Source organism: Segatella copri (assembly GCF_019249795.2).
Classification (GTDB): domain Bacteria; phylum Bacteroidota; class Bacteroidia; order Bacteroidales; family Bacteroidaceae; genus Prevotella; species Prevotella copri_B.
On sequence record NZ_CP156892.1, the window covers coordinates 1 to 19,184 of the forward strand.

16 protein-coding genes are annotated in these 19,184 nt (G+C 44.8%); 14 read left to right on the forward strand and 2 right to left on the reverse strand.

The features are described from left to right. Window positions 1-257 precede the first annotated feature (257 nt). The 14 genes from KUA48_RS12965 (at window position 258) to KUA48_RS13030 (ending at window position 16,253) form a co-directional block, all read left to right on the forward strand. The gene (locus tag KUA48_RS12965; protein ID WP_369503343.1) at window positions 258-617 is read left to right on the forward strand and encodes a DUF6046 domain-containing protein; all 360 of its coding nucleotides are present in this window, start codon (window positions 258-260) and stop codon (window positions 615-617) included. A gap of 4 nt (window positions 618-621) precedes the next feature. Continuing rightward, window positions 622-1,002, forward strand: a complete 381-nt coding sequence (locus KUA48_RS12970) for a hypothetical protein (RefSeq protein WP_369503339.1) — start codon at window positions 622-624, stop codon at window positions 1,000-1,002. Window positions 1,003-1,034: 32 nt separating this feature from the next. Further along, window positions 1,035-1,265, forward strand: coding sequence for a hypothetical protein (locus tag KUA48_RS12975; RefSeq protein ID WP_369503340.1), 231 nt, complete (start codon window positions 1,035-1,037; stop codon window positions 1,263-1,265). Window positions 1,266-1,486: 221 nt separating this feature from the next. Continuing rightward, on the forward strand, window positions 1,487-1,783 hold the full coding sequence (locus KUA48_RS12980; RefSeq protein WP_118066405.1) for a hypothetical protein: 297 nt from the start codon (window positions 1,487-1,489) through the stop codon (window positions 1,781-1,783). A gap of 12 nt (window positions 1,784-1,795) precedes the next feature. Then, entirely contained in the window at window positions 1,796-2,284 is a 489-nt protein-coding gene (locus tag KUA48_RS12985) for a phage holin family protein (protein ID WP_153095099.1), read from the forward strand. After that, window positions 2,281-2,724 carry an N-acetylmuramoyl-L-alanine amidase gene (locus KUA48_RS12990; RefSeq protein WP_118255079.1) on the forward strand — a complete coding sequence of 148 codons (444 nt, stop codon included), beginning with the start codon at window positions 2,281-2,283 and terminating at the stop codon, window positions 2,722-2,724. The genes KUA48_RS12985 and KUA48_RS12990 overlap by 4 nt, the downstream gene beginning before the upstream one ends. 12 nt (window positions 2,725-2,736) lie before the next feature. Further along, window positions 2,737-3,219 carry a hypothetical protein gene (locus tag KUA48_RS12995; protein WP_218433527.1) on the forward strand — a complete coding sequence of 161 codons (483 nt, stop codon included), beginning with the start codon at window positions 2,737-2,739 and terminating at the stop codon, window positions 3,217-3,219. Window positions 3,220-3,222: 3 nt separating this feature from the next. Further along, window positions 3,223-3,498: a LysM domain-containing protein gene (locus KUA48_RS13000; RefSeq protein WP_153095100.1), complete on the forward strand. Its 276-nt coding sequence runs from the start codon at window positions 3,223-3,225 to the stop codon at window positions 3,496-3,498. A gap of 1 nt (window position 3,499) precedes the next feature. After that, the gene (locus KUA48_RS13005) at window positions 3,500-4,354 is read left to right on the forward strand and encodes a hypothetical protein (protein WP_153095101.1); all 855 of its coding nucleotides are present in this window, start codon (window positions 3,500-3,502) and stop codon (window positions 4,352-4,354) included. After that, window positions 4,338-4,859 (forward strand): hypothetical protein, encoded by a 522-nt coding sequence (locus tag KUA48_RS13010; protein WP_153095102.1) that lies wholly within the window; start codon window positions 4,338-4,340, stop codon window positions 4,857-4,859. Before KUA48_RS13005 ends, KUA48_RS13010 begins: the two co-directional genes overlap by 17 nt. After that, window positions 4,852-5,700 carry a hypothetical protein gene (locus tag KUA48_RS13015; RefSeq protein WP_153095103.1) on the forward strand — a complete coding sequence of 283 codons (849 nt, stop codon included), beginning with the start codon at window positions 4,852-4,854 and terminating at the stop codon, window positions 5,698-5,700. The genes KUA48_RS13010 and KUA48_RS13015 overlap by 8 nt, the downstream gene beginning before the upstream one ends. 3 nt (window positions 5,701-5,703) lie before the next feature. Continuing rightward, the gene (locus KUA48_RS13020; protein ID WP_218433529.1) at window positions 5,704-14,031 is read left to right on the forward strand and encodes a hypothetical protein; all 8,328 of its coding nucleotides are present in this window, start codon (window positions 5,704-5,706) and stop codon (window positions 14,029-14,031) included. A gap of 396 nt (window positions 14,032-14,427) precedes the next feature. After that, a complete protein-coding gene (locus KUA48_RS13025) occupies window positions 14,428-15,729 on the forward strand; it encodes an RNA-directed DNA polymerase (protein WP_218433530.1) in 1,302 nt (433 codons plus the stop codon). Between the two features lie 47 nt (window positions 15,730-15,776). Further along, window positions 15,777-16,253 (forward strand): hypothetical protein, encoded by a 477-nt coding sequence (locus KUA48_RS13030; protein ID WP_218433532.1) that lies wholly within the window; start codon window positions 15,777-15,779, stop codon window positions 16,251-16,253. A 463-nt stretch (window positions 16,254-16,716) separates the two neighbouring features. Here KUA48_RS13030 and KUA48_RS13035 read toward each other — a convergent pair whose 3' ends face one another. Both KUA48_RS13035 and KUA48_RS13040 read right to left on the reverse strand, forming a co-directional pair. Continuing rightward, window positions 16,717-17,631: a nitroreductase family protein gene (locus KUA48_RS13035; RefSeq protein ID WP_119226652.1), complete on the reverse strand. Its 915-nt coding sequence runs from the start codon at window positions 17,629-17,631 to the stop codon at window positions 16,717-16,719. Further along, window positions 17,628-19,175, reverse strand: coding sequence for a lipopolysaccharide biosynthesis protein (locus KUA48_RS13040; protein ID WP_118153418.1), 1,548 nt, complete (start codon window positions 19,173-19,175; stop codon window positions 17,628-17,630). The genes KUA48_RS13035 and KUA48_RS13040 overlap by 4 nt, the downstream gene beginning before the upstream one ends. Window positions 19,176-19,184: the final 9 nt, after the last annotated feature.

Here is a 19,184-nt window from a genome sequence, read left to right on the forward strand (position 1 = left end):
CCTTGCGAGCCATGGGACTCACCAAGGTTCCTCCTTATTGGTTGTTTCGAGAGAACAACTTCCATGGCGTGAACCTTGGCTACATGTCAGCGGCCAAGACCATTCCAGACAGTTCGGGCTTTGACGTGGAAACCATGTCGGATGCAGAGCTTGAAGACGTGGTTCGCACGAATGCGACAGGCGTGCCGATGGTCTTGCCCCTTCGATTCCAGCTTGAAGAGTCTGGAGCGCAAGAGTGGCTTTTCCCCATGGAGCCAATGATCAGCGTCAATGGGCAGAACATACTTGTGAGGCGAAACGTCTCAAAGGGCAAAATCAGGGGAAGCATCAAGGAACGTTGGACGCAGGATGACTACAGCGTGAGAATCGAGGGCATCTTGATGGGCATGGATGGCAAGTACCCTGAGGCGGACGTGGCAAAGCTCAGAAGTTTCTGTGAGGCTGGTCACGTGAAGGCACTGAATCCATTGCTTGAGATATTCGGCATCAGCCAACTTGCCATCGAGAGTTGGGACATTCCCTTCACTTCTGGCACTATCAATCAAAACTACACCATACAGGCCTACAGTGATGACATCTACAAGTTGCTGTTGAGCCGTGACGACTTAAACGCATAGAATTATGTACACCATGGCATTTGACATCAGAATCGGCACATACAAGCTCTGTATGATTGACAAGGTAGAAATCCATCGTAGCGTGGAACTACTTGCGGACACGGCTGTCATTACTCTTCCTGCATCAGAGTACAACCATGCCCTCCAGGTCGAAGACAAGCTAAAGCGAGGCGACAAGGTGATAATCACCCTTGGCTACGAAGAGGCAGGACTTGAAACTGAGTTCGAAGGATGGCTTCAACGCATATCCACCGATGGAGGGAACGTCAAGCTATATTGCGAGGATGACATCTTTCTGTTCCGAAAGGACATGAAGAACGAAGTGCTTCAAAAGGTAGCCTTGAAGGATCTCCTTGCCAAGGTGGTCTCTGGGTGTGGTCTCTGAAAGGTCAGTTTAGGATTTAGATTGAGTTGATTATGGATGAGTACAGACAATTACAGGAACATTTGAGGGCATTGGCAGGTGGAGGCAAGAGCATCGCCATCTACCAAGGTATAGTGAAATCCGTTGACGGAACCAGGGGTAAGGCTCAAAGCCTCCGAGATAAAAGACGATGGCTTGATGCTGGTCACACCCAAGGTGGGCAGTGCCGTGACCATCGGCAGCTTGTCGGGAGACCTCAGGGAACTTGTCGTTCTACAGGTTGACCACATTGAGACGATCGTCATCAACGGTGGCAAGCTTGGAGGTCTCATCAACATAGGGCAGCTGACCCAAAAGATCAATGAGCTTGTGGAAGCCTTCAACAACCATACACACCAAGTGACCGTGAGCCACCCTGGTGGAACTTTCACAACGGTCAAACCAACGGATTCCGCAAAGTCGTTCAACAAGGGCGACTATGAGGATGAGAAAATAAAGCATTGACATGGAAGGAATACAACTTGAATACAACAAGGATTCTCCAATCCTGGAGCCAATGGTGTCGCATGGCTCTCTTCTGGTGGGTGACGTGCTCAGACAGAACCAAGCCCTGCTACTTACCCTTCACAATGGTGAGCTGAAAGAAAATCCATCCGTTGGCGTAGGCATCAGCGACATGTTGCTTGACAACGATCCAATCTATTGGAGAACGAAAGTCAAGGAACAGCTGGAAATGGATGGGCAAAGCGTCGAAAAGGTGACAATCACCCAAACTGGCATTCAAATAAAAGCAAAATATTAAAAACGAACAAAAATGGTTTTAGAACATTTCTTGAATAAATTGACGGTGGTATTGTCCACTGTGTGGGGATGGCTCCTTGCCATATTCCTGATCATAGCCAATTTCTTGGCAGGTTACGAGACGATGGTGGGCTTCACGGTGGCAGCTGTGCTGATGGACGCAGCCTGGGGAATCGCATCCAGCTTGAAGCAAAAGCGATTCACAAAGAGCGAGCTTGCCAGGGATTCATTCAGCAAGTTGGCGGTGTATGGTTCCGTAATTGTGCTTTTCATCCTCATTGACAAGCTCATCGGGGCGAGCAACGGACTCACCACAAGTGCCATCTGCATTTGCATCATCCTCGTGGAGCTATGGAGCACATCCGCAAGTATGCTGATCTGTTTCCCGAACATGCCGTTCCTCAAACTCCTGAAGAAGGCTCTTGTGGGAGAAATCGCAAGTAAACTGAACGTAAAAACAGAGGATGTGGAAAACGCCCTCCAAGCATTGAAAAGAAAATGAGAAGAATAGAATTTATCGCAATCCATTGCACGGCTGGCAGCCAAAGCACAACCATCAAGCAACTCGAACTGGAGTTTAAACGCAAGGGGTGGAAATACCCTGGCTATCATTACGTGATTCTTCCAGATGGTAAGATTCATCAGATGTTGGCCGTGGAGAAGGTAAGCAATGGCGTGAAAGGATGGAACTCAAAGATTATCAACATCGCCTATATCGGTGGCATCGACGCAAACGGAAAGCCAACGGACAACCGCACAGAGGCACAGAAGAAATCATTGGTGAGCCTCTTGAAGCTATTGCGCAAGACATATCCAAATGCGATTATCCAGGGACATCGTGACTTTAGCCCTGACTTGAACCATGATGGCAAGATAACACCCAATGAGTGGATCAAGGCTTGCCCTTGCTTCAATGCCAAGGATGAGTACAAAGACATCTAAAAACAAGACAAAATGAAACATTACATTTATTTACTCCTGGCAGTGATCATGTTTGCCGCCTGTGGTTCGAGCAAGAAAGTGGAGTCTTCGCAGAAGCTTGTCTTGAAGGATTCCGTGAACATTCGGGATTCCATTGTTTTCAAGGACTCCACCATCATCCGATATGAGTTGAACGTGATTGATTCCGTGAACATCAAGGATTCAACCGTGCTGACACTTGACAAGGACGGAAACGTCCTGAGCAAGGAAAAGTACCGAAGCACGGAACGTAACCGAAAGGCAAGCAAAAACGAGTCAACGGCCCAGACGCAGCATGAGACCAACAAGCAAAAGGCAAACGAGCGACATGACCAAAGGCAAGACGAACAAAAAGAGATTGTCAAATCTCAGTCTGGCTATATGGACAAAATCTTGAACTATGCCTTTTGGCTTCTTATTCTCACTTGCCTTTGTGGCTCTGTATATAACGCTGTGAAGAAAGGCAAAAAAGATTAAGTTATGAAGGCAAAGGTCAAGGACGGACAGACGATGGCAGACATCGCCATCCAGGAGTTTGGCTCATGGGAAGCCATGATAGCCATCGCCCAAAAGAATGGAATCGGCATCACGGACATCCCAGAGCCAGGAACAGAGGTGAAACTTCCAGACGGCACATGGAACAGAGTCATGCAGAACTATTGCAAGAACAATGACGTAAGCCCTGCAACCGCAAGGGACAACGGCAATGTCCGCCTGAGAATCTTTGGCGAGGAATTTACACAAGAATTTGAGTAACATGGCAAGGACTGTATCAGAAATCAAAAAGACGATGACGGATGCCTTCATGGCAGATGCCAACATCCGTGAGAAATATGGGCTAAAAGAGGGTGACACATGGAATCGTTGTTTTTCATCCGTAAGCTTGGAGAACATCATATTCTTCATCGTGGCAGCCTGTAGCCATGTGCTTGAAGCCATCTTTGAGCAATATACGAAGGACGTGGATGAAAAAGTCTCCATGGCCGTGGTCGCCTCTGTGCCATGGTACTACAAGATGGCCAAGGCGTTCCAGTACGGTGACAGCCTTGTGTTGAACGAGGCCACCCAACAGTATATGTATGCCAACATCGACGAAAGCAAGCAAGTGGTGAAGTACGCAGCCGTGAGAGACAGGGGCACGAGCGTACAAATACTTGTGAGCGGTGACAAGGACGGCAAGCCTGTGGCACTTTCAAACGACGTTTTAACGGTGTTCAAACAGTACATGAACAGGGTGAAGGTCGCAGGAGTGGTTCTTTCCATCCGTTCCAAGGAGGCTGACAGAATTGTCATCAGGGCAAAGATTTACGTTGACCCATTGGTCATCAATTCGGATGGCACTATGATTTCCGATGGAAGCAAGCCTGTGGAGAATGCCATAAACTCATATTTGAGTGGCATCGTATATGGTGGAACTTTCAACAAGACTAAGCTGACAAATGCCATTCTGAATGTTGATGGAGTGAACGATGTGGAACTTGGAGAATGCTCCTACATGGAAGATGGTGGCACGAGCTACACAGAGATTAAAGGAAATAACTATACGGCCTTGGGCGGTAGCTTCATCGCAGAAGGTCTCACAAACTCATTGAATTATGTGGTACAGGATTGACTTGACGAAGTTGGTGGTACAATTACTTCCACCTATTTTGAGAAGTAAGTTTCTCATAGCCCTGTTGAAGGCTCTCATCTTACCTTTGGTATTCATCTACGACAAACTGATGGAGCATCGTGACAATGTATCGGAAAAACTTGACATCACGGCCAATGTCATATACTTGGAGAAAATCTTGAATGATGCGTTCTTCCTGTCAGATCTTCAAATTTACATCGAGACGCAAGAGGAAGACTTGACAAGCTATTGGCATTTCAAACATGAGGATGCACCATGCAAGTATTTGCACAAGGATTCAAAGACTGGTGTCATTTTGAAATACAAGGAAGAAAGCAGTTACAAAGACAGTTTCGTCGTATGGGTTCCAACGTTTCTTTGTACATCGCTTGACTCCAATGAAGACAAATACAAGGGCAAGAACCTTACAAGGATAAAGGAACTGTTATCGTTTTACAAACCAGCTGGACGCACGTACAGCATAAAATTATACGATTATGAATAAGCTAATTTTTAGTGAGGGCGGTCAGCCTGTTTGCTTGGATGACTTGAAGACACTCCAAGACATGATAGTCGAAACCATCAAGCCTTTATTGTTGGCCTTGGTTAAGACAAATGTTTTCATCCTGGATGACTATGACTTTAGAAATTCTGAAATTGACACGGAAAAGATGCAGACGAAATTCATCTTGTCAGCAGGCACGCTTGTTGTTGATGGTGACTTTCTCTCATGGCCAGACACTCCTTTGGCTATAGATAATTGGAATCAACCTATATATATATGCGTCAAAAACAAGGAAGAAGATGTCCGAACTTTTGAAGATGGGCAAAATCGAAATTGCACTCAATCCAAGGAGGTTTATGTGAGTACGGATTCAACAGGTGCTGACCAAGCCTATAATTTATATAATTTGCATCCCTTGCTGGATTTGCTTTCCTCTGCCCTTGGTCTTGGCTCAATCAAGGAAAATGCAAAAGTCACCTTCTTTAATGGATATTCGGGTAAGGTTAAAGTCAACGAGGCAGACAATGACAGACAACTTACAATCAACATCAGTACATCGGCTAAGAGTTGGGACACTTCTGATGGAGCTCTTTCAAAAGGAATACTCTTTAAGTTTGATGACAGCAACGATAGTGAGTATCTGCAAGGAAAGGTCAGTCCTACATTTGATTATCTTGGAAAGAAATACCAACTTGCTGTTTGTGCAAAGCCTGTTGCTCCAGTAGTCCTTCTACAGCCAGAAGGAGGTTTCCCTGAAGACTTCTATGATGATAGTTATGAATTTCCTATTATTCCTGTATCTGTTACATTCAAATATAGTGAGTTTAAATCAAACAAATAAACTATGGAATCAATCTACAAGTTACAACAGCGTGCAGAAACCTTGCGTCGCAAGACGCAGGTAGATAGTATCTCCCCAGAGGAAGTTGGCAGCCTTCATGCCGATACTTTGGCATACCTTGCCGATATGGAGCAGAATGCGGATGGTCTTGGCATCCATCAGGTTTACAAGAGCTATGCAGCCATGAAGGCAGACAGCACGGCTCCTATAGGCAGCAATGGCAAGGCACTTCGCTTTGGCCAGCTCGTAGCCATATACGACGCAAAGAACTCCACCCAGCAAGAGAGTGGAAATGTCTATGCCTTCCAAAAGGGCAATGACACAGATCCTTGGTTATTGATGGGTAATCTTGGAAGCATCTATGCCCTACAGCAACAGGTTGACCAGGAAATCATTGATCGAGCCAAAGCGGACACAACTTTGCAAGCCCATATCGACACGGAACAGACCAACCGCACAAATGGTGATGCGGAACTCTTGAAACGACTCCAGGGAACCAGTGACAACAGCAGCGCACTGAGCGACCCATTCGTCTCGCTTGGCAATCTCACAGATGGCGATACCACCAAGGAAGCCCAGCTTCAAAACAAACTTGATGCAGCATGTGCCACCTCCGATAACTTCAAGTTTGTAGGTGAGATGAGGGCGCAGCTCAACGGTGTGAATATACAGGTGAGCCAGTTTGTCATTGGCTATGACCAGGAATATTGCATACAGGTGGCAAGAGGTTCCATCGCCCTCAATGCAGAAAAGCAGATAACAAGCGGAACTGTCTTTTCCGAATATACCAGAACCCACACAAAGGATGAAGGATGGACGGAATGGACACTTTGTGGTGGCAAAGCCTTGGCAGACAACATCCGTGAGAGCCTTGCCGTGGCAAATGCGGCAACCGTGAAAGCCATCACGGACAAGATTGGCGAGGCAGGCGGCATCGCCCCGCTTGACTCAAACAAGAAAGTGCCAAGCTCCCACCTTCCAGAAGAAGTCTATGATGTGGTCATGGTGTCCTACTGGGACACTCCATCTGCCTCCATCGTAAACTCATACAGATATTCATCGGAAAACAAGCAGTTGGAAAGGCTCCAGGATCTCGTGGTGGGAGAAGATGTCAAGCCGACATGGGTGAAGCAGACCATTCGTGAATCTGTCATCTATGTGGATGTCATGGGAAAGGTTCCTTACATCTGGACAGGCAACGACATGGTGCAAATAGCTCCAAAGGCAACCCCTGCAAGCATATTCAATGCCACCAACGAGGTTCCAATCACTGGCTATTACCAACTTTCCGACAGCCAGAACGAGAGTATGTCTGCCATTCATGTGGCATGGAAGGAAGGCAAGGCTGTGAGCGGTCTGATCATTTCCTTCGAGATGTCAGCGAGCATTTGGAAGACTTACCAATACGTGGGCAAGACCGTGACCGAGACAAACTGGCTCAACACGGACAACTGGAAAGACTTTGGCTCACTCGCAGCAGGTTCCGAGACATACCTCATCATCGACAAGCTTGTGGGCAGTCCAGACGTGGGAAAATTCTGGTCTTTGGAGACCGCTGTCTCAGCCCTCCTGAAATACCAGGAGAAGACTGGTGTCATCTATGCGAAGAAGGGTCTCATCATCTCATACTCCACTGGTGAGAACAAAATGGACACCAAGCAATTCCAGGGTGAGGTGACGGATATTGGCGAAGTGGGTCTTTGGAGTGACTTTGGCGGTGGCTCTAAAATGGAGGCAAAGGATGAGCCTGAAAAGGATGGCAAGGACGCTTTCTCCACTGGAGGCGCATACAAGAACGTTCCTTCACAGATCAAGGTGGACACCGAGACCCAGGGAGTGGTCAAGCTTCAACTTGCCAATTCAGAGGGTGAGGGCATCGGTGACGAACAACAGTTCCCTGTTGGCACAGGCAGCGGTGGTGGCTCTGGTACCATTGTGAGCATCCAGTTTGAAAGCTCACCACTTTATGCCAAGGCAGGAAGCACCGTGCTCATCAAGGCAGCCATCCGAAGCATCACAACGCAAGGAGGTGGCGAGATCTACAACATGATAGAGAAAATCGTGTTGAAGGACAGGGACACAAACCAAGTCCTCGAAACCCTTTCAGTCAACAAGGCTTCGTCGGCATCGGGCGACACATACGACTTTGGCATAGACGTTAGCTCCTATTTCGTGACGGCAACCACCAAGCGTTTCCAGTTGGTGGCATACGATGACGCAGGAAACAACGGTTCGAGAAACATCAATGTCTCTGGTGTTGATGTGACCATCACAAGCGTCCAGACCCTCAACTTCACGCAGAACACCTCGCTTTCCGTCGGTGGATCCGCAAAGAGCATCCCGATGTATAAGTTTGCCAACAACGCCAGCGACAAGGGCATCAAGGCCATTGCGGAAATCTACATCAACAACCAATGGCAGGAACTTGGCTCATCAATCATCACGGACACTTATTCGCATTCCGTCAACATAGACCCACGCAACTGTCTGGGAACTTCACTGACACATGGAGCCTATCCACTGAGAATCCATGGCGAGGATGTGGGAAGCGGTGTCATTGGCAATTACCTCCATACCTCAGTCATGGTCGTGGAGGAAGGAAACAACACTCCCATTGTAGCCACAAGATGGTACACGGACGAAATCCAAGGCAAGCGCAAGCTCTACGAGTCAATCTCCATCGACTATGCGCTATATGTGGCCAACGACAACAACCCCAAGGCTGTGATTCTTTACGATGGAACGGTACAGAACAGCAGCGTGGCGTATCGCTCGCAGACATACACGTATAACAAGCAGGTGCTTGAAAGCGTACATGATGGCTCCAAGACCATCGACGTATATGTGGAATGTGGGGATTCCGTATCACAGGCAGCATCCTTCGTGATTGACGGAAGTCTGGTCGATGTGGAGGAAGTGAACACACAGCGAGTGTTCAACATCACCATGGACTCACGCTCGAACAGCGAGGAAGACAAGGCCATCAAGGACGGTGAGACCTCCATCAACGTGGAAGGGTCAAACTGGAGCACCAATGGCTTTGTCAAGGATTCCTTTGGTACTTCCTCCTATGGAACGGACAACGACAAGGGCATCATGTCCCTACGTATTGCTGAGAACATGAAGGCGGTGTGCGACTACAAGCCTTTTGCATCCAACAGCATTGAACAGAATGGAATGGCCATCAGCTTCACGGTCAAGGTCAAGAATGTGGAAGACAGAAACGTGAAATTGATAGACTGCCTTGGCGACAACAAGGTGGGCTTCTATCTCACTGGTGAGAAACTGGTCTTCACCTGTGATGGCGCAACGGCAACCAACCCAGATGACCTTGGAGCGCAACAGACAGCCGTGGTGTATTACGCCCAGGACACGGTGACACGCTTCGACATCGTGATAGAGCCTTCTGCCATCGCCCCATACTCTGGTATAGGAAGCATCAAGATATTCCGAAATGGTGACGAAGCTGGTGCTTGTTACTATGACGCAGGGAAGTTCACCACAAACGAACACACCATCGACTTCGACGGTACCAGTGCAGACATCTACCTGTATAAGATTACGGCATGGGCTACATACTTCAATTTCCGCCAGGCACTCAACAACTACCTTGTGGGCTTGAAGGACACCAAGGAAATGCTCAGTGAGTATGAGAAGAACCTGGTGATGGCATCGCAGACAGCTGAGGGAACGACCAAGGACCGCCCAACCATGCAAGCCTGCATGAATGCAGGGCTTTGTTGTGTCACACTCCTTAAAAATGCCGACACGGACAACATCGAGCAGAACTATCCTGGCTATCTGGACAAACTTGATGGCGACAAGAAAACCAAGGCTTACTTCGACTGGATAGTCAGGTTCCCAGACCGTCCATGGCAAGACTTCAAGGTGCTGATGGTTCCAACCGTAAACCAAGGCACGACCTCTTCACTCCGTCCTGTCAAGAACAAGAAGGGCAAGTTCAAGGGCTGCAAGGTCATCTTGCTCCATACAGAGGAAGACTTCACAGGTGAAGACTTGGAGAAATTCAAGCTATGCGAGAAGATGGCAGCCAAGGGCAAGATTCGTGTGAAGGAAGACGGCATGTGGTTCAACGTGGCGACAATCAAGGTGGACTACTCCGACTCTGGTGGCGCAAACAATGGAGCTACGATGGAACTGATGAACAAGCTCCAACGTGCCCTTGGTGAAGGTTATATGACACCAGCCCAGAACGCATACAAAGGAAGTGAGACACTAAATACATCCATCGACTCAGTTCCTTGCGCACTTTTCAGGACGGACATCAACTCCGTGGATGCCACCAATGAGTCATACGCCTACTTCCATGCGAAGGCCAATTTCAACGTGGACAAGAATAATCCTTCTTTCTTTGGTTTCGAGAAGGTTGACGGCTATACGGCAGACTGCCTGAACTATGGCGACTTCAAGGAACTTGTGGCAGCAAAGGGCCAAAAGCTCACGGACTTCAAGGATGAGGTGATGAAGGACACTTCCTCGCTCGTGGCTGGAAACATCTACATGCTTTCCGAGTATTGCGGTCCTTCCAACATATTCATCGAGAACGATGGAACAGGCTCCATGATAGAGACCACGGCCGTGGCAGACCCAACGGAAACATCGAAGAGCCTTGCAGAGGTCAAGGCGGACAAAGTGACCGAATATGACTGGACGGCAGTCTATCACACCTCTGATGACAAGTACGCCAAGTATAGCGGTGGAAACTGGATGGACACCACTGGCTCCATGACCTATGACAAGGCTACGAGAAAGTGGACTGTCACTGGAAAGGTTCTCAATCCAACGACGTGCTATGAGTATCTGAAATATGATTATCTCTGTTGGTTGAAGGGCGTGGACAGCGTGGATGACATGATGAGGATTGACGAGGCGACAGGCAAGCCAGTCTGGCTTTCCTACTATGAATGCCGATACCCTGACGATGATGACTTGAATGCCCTCTATGAGTCTGGGAAGAAGGTTCCATACGACCTTTATAATTTCCTCTTGTTTACACAGCAATGTAGCAACGACCTCACAGAGGCAGATGGCGACATCACCCTTGATGGGGCAACGGTGAGCGGAACAAAGGAGAACCGTCTTGCCAAGTGGTCGCACGAGCTTCACAAGTTTGCCAACGTCCGCAGCACCTTGTGTTATGTATGCGCAAGCGATTATATCCTTGCAGTCGATCAGCGAAGCAAGAACATGATGCTGTCTTTCTACAAGGACACGGATGGAAACAAGAGAGCCTACTTCAACCACTGGTATGATGGCGATTGTGTCTGGAACTATGACAACGACTGTGGTCTCACTGTTCCTTGGGACTTGGATGCCGTAAATGACCCTAAGCATTATTACCAGGGCTGGAACAGCGTAATGTTCCAGCAGTCATACAAGGCGGCAGTCTTTTGGCTTGATGGAAATGGGGAAAGCGCAGTCACCTTGCATGACATCGCACAGGACATGCGAAATGCAGAGGCAGACGGCATGAAGATATTCTCAGCGCAAGGTTGCACCAAACTGTGGTTGACAGACCGACTCAGCAAATGGGCAAAGGTCATCTCATCGTTCGATGGCGAAAGAAAGTACATAGAGAACTCCACCGCTGGAGCCAACTATTACTATGCGGTTCATGGGCTACGTCTTGACGATCTCCCTGAGACATTCAGAAAACGCTTTGCCTATCGTGATGGATATTACCAAGTGGGCGAACTTTACCAAAACCCATTCAAGATGCGTGCCGTCGGAAGCGACATCACCATCAACATCAGAGCTGCCAAGGATGGATTCTTTGGAATAGGCGTGGATCGTGCCGACGCTTGCGTGGACAGTTGCTATTTGAAGGCAGGTGAGAGCTACACGCTCAGAAGTGGAATGACGGCAACTGGTGCAGGAACCATGCTCTATGTGTTTGGAGCGAAGAACCTTGCCTTGCTTGACCTGTCTGGTTGCACCCCAAAGGCTGAGAGCTGGGACATCTCCAACTGTGAAATGTTGCAAGAACTGATTCTTGGTGGCGAATATTACCAGACCGTGGAAGGAAGTGGATCCATCACTCAACTGAACCTTGGAAACAAGCCGTTCCTCACCTCTATTGACGTAAGAAATACAAAGATTACGTCAATTACGGCTACCTATTGCCCACGATTGAAGACAGTCCTTGCCAAGAACTCACTTCTTTCATCAATAGACCTCGCAGAGACCTCGCCAATCGAGACGCTGCAACTACCATCTACGATGACAAGTCTCTCTTTCAAGAACCTTCCAAGGCTTCAATATCCTGGAGGCCTCTCCTTTGATGGCCTTGATGGTGTGAGAAGTGTGCTTGTGACAAATAGCCCAAAGATCAGCAGTACCCAGTTGTTGCTCGACTGTATCAATGGTGGTGCTAACATTAAGTTCATCCGTTTGACGGACGTGAATGTATCTGGAGTATCAAGCATTCTCCAAACATTGAAGGACAGTGGAGCCGTTGGACTTGACGTGAATGGCACATCTTATGGTGAGAGCGGAAAATGCTCAGGCTTGACAGGCCGATGGATAATGACAGACTTCATCTCCAAGGAGACGCTTGAAACATTGCAAGCCTACTTCCCTGAGTTGAATGTATATAACAGCCAATACAGTGGAGTTGTCTTTGATGACACGGTGAACGACCCTCAGAACATCACCAACCTTGACAACAAAACAGGCTACGACTACAGCAACGAATATAAGGCATCCGCACATGTCCTGCAAATTTGGAATGACATGAAGCCAGTCATAGGCATCTACGACCAGGGAAGTTCCAAGATGAATTGCATTCCTTTGGATGAAAGCGACTACTCGAAGCTTGCCGACGGTCGTTCGCTTGAAAACACATACGACAAGGGTGAGTATGATGCCTTCATGTATATCGGGCGATACTGGTACAAGGGCATCAACGACTACAAGCATGACAGAAAGTACTTGTTCTATTCGAGCCTACAGACAAAGCCGATGTCAAGTGCAAGTGTCACAAAGAAAGTAAAGCTAACGGAAATCATGCTCATGGCTGGTTGTTCCGTTTGTACTGACTCCATTGACACAAACATCTACGATGATTCTGAGAACCTTAAAATAGACAGCTCATCGACGTTCGTTCGCACCAATGCGAGCTACAACGCATATAAGATGGATGTGGAAGGCATGAAGCAGGTACGTTGGCCTGGAGTGACAAGCAGCCGTATCGGTGGAGTGTTCGTCAAGGAAGACGGCTCTGTCATCGACATCTACAACTTGACTGGCATGGCTTCTGACTCAGACTTCATGGAAGGTGACTATACCTTCACATCGGTTCCAGATGGCTCAAAGTATTTCATCTTTGCCGTGAAGGTAGCCAATGCGGATGGTGAGGTTATTGCCGTGGATAGTTCCGAACTTGAAGCAATAGAGCCAGACTGGGTGGAGCACAAGCCAGAACTTGTCGGGATCTATGAGGCAGCCATGCTCAACGGAACCCTGAGAAGTGTGACTGGTGTCGCTGCAAAGTTAGGTGACGGCAACAGCAACACATATACAGGATGGACGTATGACAGCGAGGGCAACGTGCAGAACATAGACCCTACAGACATAGCCGATCTTACCTTGCACTATACCTACAAGGACTTCCAAAACTTGGCATGGCTGAGAGGCAAGGGCTATCAGATGATAGACTACGAGACCAGCAAGGATGTGGCAAACCTCTTCTATGCGCTCATTGGAAACCGTGATGCACAGGCAGTGTGTGGCTATGGCCGTGGTGTTGGCTCATCAAGCAGCAATGGATGGACTAACAACTATAAAACAGGCTATTGGAACTCCATCGGAAAGGCAAACAGTCCTTGGAACAATGGCATGGGAAACAAGGTGCTCGGCATAGAGAACTTCTTGGCTTGCAACTGTGAGTGGATGGACAACGTAGGTGTGAACATCAAGAGCTTCACAAGTTTCAAGAAAAGCAAGATGGTTGCAACATCGGGTGATTCCCTGGATTGTGTCTGGCATATCTATGACCCATTCACTCAAACAGAGAGAGCCGTGCAAGGCATCAATGCCAACGGCTATTGCATCGGACGTGTAAGATTTGGAAGACATGCTGATCTTGTTCCAACAAAGCTCACAAGCGACAACAGTAAGTGGAATCAGAACTACACGGTCATCTATTGGTATAACCATAGCAGCGGTCGTGTCCTGTATCGTGCCGACTACTATGCGTTTGCGAGTGGCGGTCTCGCTTGTGCGGGTGCGAGCTACGCTTCATCGTTCTCGAATACGAACATCGGCACTCGTCTCGCCTTCAAGGGAGCGATAGAGCTGAAAACAGCGTGATGGCGGAAAAGCGTCAAAGCGTAAGGTGGAGACCTTCTAAAAAAGGTGCTCCACCTCAATTTACCGCCCATGGCGGTCGATTTTTGAAAAATTTTATGTACTTTTGCAGTCCCCAAAGGGGAGGTAGAGGGGTTCAACGGTCGTGTCCTGTATCGTGCCAACAACAATGCGAATGCGAATGGCGGTCTCGCTTATGCGAATGCGAACAACGCTTCATCGAACTCGAATACGAACATCGGCACTCGTCTCGAATTAAGAACTACCTGTCTTTAGACAGCTTCATCGCACCCATGCAGGTGGCAACGTGATTGCCCATCGTATATGCGAGAACCCCGAGCCTCGGCAACAGCACAATATTGTGGAAAGCCGAAACATAAATAGGAGTCCTGAAGGCTTATGAATGATTTTAAGACATTGAACAATTTGGTCCCGGAGATTGTCTCAATCGAAAACCTCAACGAAAGTTTTGACTATGTGGTGAAAGATCTGAAGCCAGAACAAGAAGAGCGACTAAGAAAGAAAGAAGAGACAATCAAAACATATCTCCGTGAACACATTATGGATGGTACTTTCCACATAACAGGTTTCAAAAACCTTCATGTGAAAGATGGTCCAAAGGAAAGAGATGTACAAGCACCTCCGGTTGTTGATAGAATTGGCTGTCATGCAATTATGAGTGTCTTTGAAAAGTACGTATATCCAACGGTGATTGAGACTTCTGCTGCAAGCATTAAGGGAAGAGGTATGCACTATCTTCACCATATTGTTGAAAATGACATACATGAATGTGAGGAGCATTTATATTACTATCAATGTGATATATATCATTTCTATGACTCCATAAATCAAGATTTGATGTATGAAGATTTGAAAAAATACGTAAGTGATCCTGTTGTCTTAAAAATCTTTTCAAACTTTGTTCATTTGCTACCCAAAGGGCTTTCAAAAGGACTAAGAAGTTCGCAATGCTTTGCAAACCTCCACTTGTCACCCATAGACCATTATATGAAAGAAGTCGTAGGAATCCGCTATTATTACAGATATTGTGATGATATAGTAATGATGTCAACTGACAAGCGAGATCTTTGGAGGTGGCGAGACATTTTGCATAGAGAACTTGATAAACTTGGACTGAATATCAAACCAAGTGAAGCTGTGAGACCTGTCAGTGTTGGACTTGATTATTTGGGATTTGTTCATTACGAGGATTATTCCTTAGTAAGAAAAAGAACCAAGCAGAAAACAGCCAGGCATCTTGCCAAGGTCAAGAGTCGCAAGCGAAGACAGGAAATCATAGGATCATTCAAAGGAATGGCTTGCCATGCAGACTGCAAACATTTATTTTTCAAACTAACAAATAGACGTATGAAGAAATTCAGTGAACTGGGTATTACATATACCCCAGAGGATGGAAAGAAACGATTCCCTGGCAAGGCTGTCAGACTGAGTGCCATTGTCAACAAGGAAATCGAAATCCATGACTATGAGAAGGATGTGAAGACCTCACAAGGTGAAGGTCGTTACATCGTAAGCTTTAAGGATGCCAAGACTGGAGAATGGGCAAAATTCTTCACGGCATCCGAGGAAATGAAACAAATCTTGGACAAAGCAAGTGACATCGAGGATTGTTTCCCATTCACAACTGTGATTGAGAGTGAGGTCTTTGATGGAAACAAGGTAAAATACCGATTCACTTAAACAAGGTTTGAACGGCAGTTTATTTACTTTTAAACAACAACAAGAAGATGGAAAAAGTTTATGGTTCTCCAATTCGTCAAGACGGATTGATGAAGGTTGGTCGAAACCGTTGGGATTTGTTCTATGGATTCGGCAAGGATGATGGCAATGAAGTTGGCTGGAACTGGCGCAAAACATTTAATCATCAGCCAACTTTGGAAGAGGTGAAAGATACTATTATCACTCAGATCAATTCAAACGCTCAGAAAGCGATATTGGATGGCTATGAGTGGAATGGTCATCAGGTGTGGCTGTCTGATGAAAATCAGCGAAACTACACCTTGGCTTATGGCTTGGCCAAGGATGGAGATTTGAAGTCAATGCCGACTGTCAAACTTGGTTCTGATGCCAATCCTCTTCTATACACATTCAAAGATATTGAAGAGTTGACATCCTTCACTCTTGGAGTTCAAGCACACATACAAGGTTGTCTTGAATCTGCTTGGAAGGAAAAGGAAGAAATAGACTGGTCTTTATTCGATTAAAATCACAAAAAAGCACTCAAACTTGCTGTTTGAGTGCTTTTTTAATTCACATTTCGTTTTTGTCTGTGGAAAACACATTTCGTTTTTGAATGTGTGCGCTTTTCGTTTTGCCGTGATTATATAACCAGGATTAATAAAACATTTACAAATGCTATTTTTACCCATGTTTAAATAAAGCGTACGAAGTATAGTAAAAGTATAGGGCTTAACTTTTTCTAAAGTCTGCCAATAACAATGTGGAGAAGCTTCACTAAAGCACCAACTGTTAGAAACAAACTTGATACCATTTTTCGAATAAAAAGGTTCGTTATTCCACAACTCTGGCGATGATGTAGAGATGGTTATATTAATACTCGAGTCTATCGACTTGATGAGATTGCACATAGCATAAGCTACCGCTCTATCACCTTTATTTCCTGCATATTGATGGATAAGAAATATATTCATTATAATCAGTTAAATGTTATTCGTTATTTTTACGTATCGGAGCTAAATAACCATATTCGGCATAGCCCATGACTGCACAAAAAATAATAGCATAATCTTCAGGAATATCCAAAAGTTTTCTAAGCTTTATATCATCTTCTTTAGTATGTTGTCCCCAGGACAGAATTGTTCCTGTTATTCCCATAGTTTGTGCAGCAAGGAAAACATTCTGAGCACCCAAACTAGTATCAACAGAAGGTAAATACATTTCTGTTGGCCAAACATAACCTCTCACATTAGCTGTAAAACACCAAAAAGAAGGAATATTTTCACCAAATCCGGTACCCCCGATACAACATGACAGGCATTTCTTTGCTAAATCTTGTTCATTAGCAACAAAAATTCGAATAGGCTGTTTATTGCAACTATTAGCAGCCCAATTTGCAATATCCTTCAATTTTGCAATGGTGTCTTCTGATATTGGTTGAGAAGTAAAGCAACGATTTGAACGTCTTGCCTTTACAAGTCCTTCAAACTGTTCAAAAGTTATATTATTCTGGGAAAAATCGCTTCTGAAAGGTTTGAATTCATTAGGATGACTCTGAAGTTGTTCATATTTAGCAAGCTTTTCTTCTGCCCATAATACCGTAGGATCATTAGCATATTCCGTTTTTTTTATTTTCTTTATCAGCTGCTTCAAGGCATCGTAATAATTTTTACTATGCCCAGGAGATGCATCCGTTCGATGTAAGCCTTTATCTATAATATGTCCAAACTTACGCATCAACATCAAATCCTTATAAATATGATCTTCCAAAGATAGGTCAAAATAACGTTCCGTCTCAGTTAAGATTTCCTTATAATATTTCGGAACAACTATAAAGCCATTTGCTATTAGCTTATATATTTTATAAGGTATTAAAACTTTCAAAAATTTTCCACTTATTTTCATTTAATGCTACTTTTATGAATAAATCTATGTACAAAAAATCTGAACTGTTGAACGAAACAGAAGAACATACATGCTAATACCAACATATATGTACAAACCACAATTCCCCCATATAGAGCCCAAGATAAGAAAGACTGATTAGGGATAATATTTATATAATGGTCTGCTATATAAGTAACCAATAAAATAGATATCATTACTAAAAATAGAATCTTTCCTATACCACCTACATACTCCAATACATTATCTTTAAATCCCCAATGGAATAATAAGTAAGGCTTCCAAATATTCACTATCAGAATTTGGCTAACAATACCACCCAACAAAACACCAGGAAGTCCCCAAAGAGCACCACAACTGCAAGCTACACCTAAATTTATTACAATTTCTGCTATAGGAGCCCAAACATCCCAAAATAAGCCATATCCATAATTAAATTGCATAACACCACCTCTTGTGTAACTTATAAACACATTGATTACTATCAAGATTAAGATGATGTCATCAAGGATATACTTATCTCCTAACCATAATGCTATAAATGGATTGATTAACATATAAATAGCAAAAGATATAACGCCGCCAATAAAATAACGAATGGAAATAAGTTCCCAAAAGACTTTTTTAATATTATCTTTATTCCCTTCTGCAATTAAATTACCTACACCAGCTCCAGTACTCTCCAAGAAAGTATTGACAAACTGTGCTAATTTATCTGTAATAATAGTATAGTTACCATAGTAAGCCACCATTTGCAAACTAGCAAATGCATAAGTCAAAAATGGAACTGTTTGCCATTGTACTATACTACTTATTTTTTGAACAAACAGTTGCTTCGTATATTTAACGACCTCAGGATATTTCTTCATCAACTTTCTACCTTCACTTATCTCAGATTTAAGCCATGGATAAGTTTGATTGATTTTCCAATTAAGTACGAATGAGTATAAGATACCGAAAGTCAGTTCTATAGCTACCCATATATAATAGTTTTTATAATAATACGCCAGAAATATCTGCAAAAGTGTTTTAAGAATATTAGCTGATTGGAAATAACCAACAACAACATAATTCTTTTGATCTGCACCCAACAAATTTTGGCGATAATTGATAAAATATCCTATTAATGAAGAAGCTAAGAAACTATAATAAGCAAAATATATTAAAGTCCATTTAAACTCTGTATTTGGAAAGATCAAAGGAAGAAATATGGAAAGAATCATTCCTGCTGCTAATATTACCACACCAATACAGCGATATAAATATCCTAATACAGAAACAATTTCATTTATCTTTAATTCATCATGTTCAAATAATGGTTTATAAAGAATATATCCAATAGCAGTAGCAATACCTAACTCCGCCAAGTTTAAAAATCCTAGCAAATTCTGCAAAGTACTTGTAAAACCAATAAATTCTGCTCCTAATGTATCTAAGAAAATCTTTCTTGAAAAGAAAGACAATATCAATACCAAAAAATAGAAAATAAGATTTACCCTTGCATTCAACAAAGACTTCTTAACTCTAGAATCAGTACTAGACATAATTTTTAA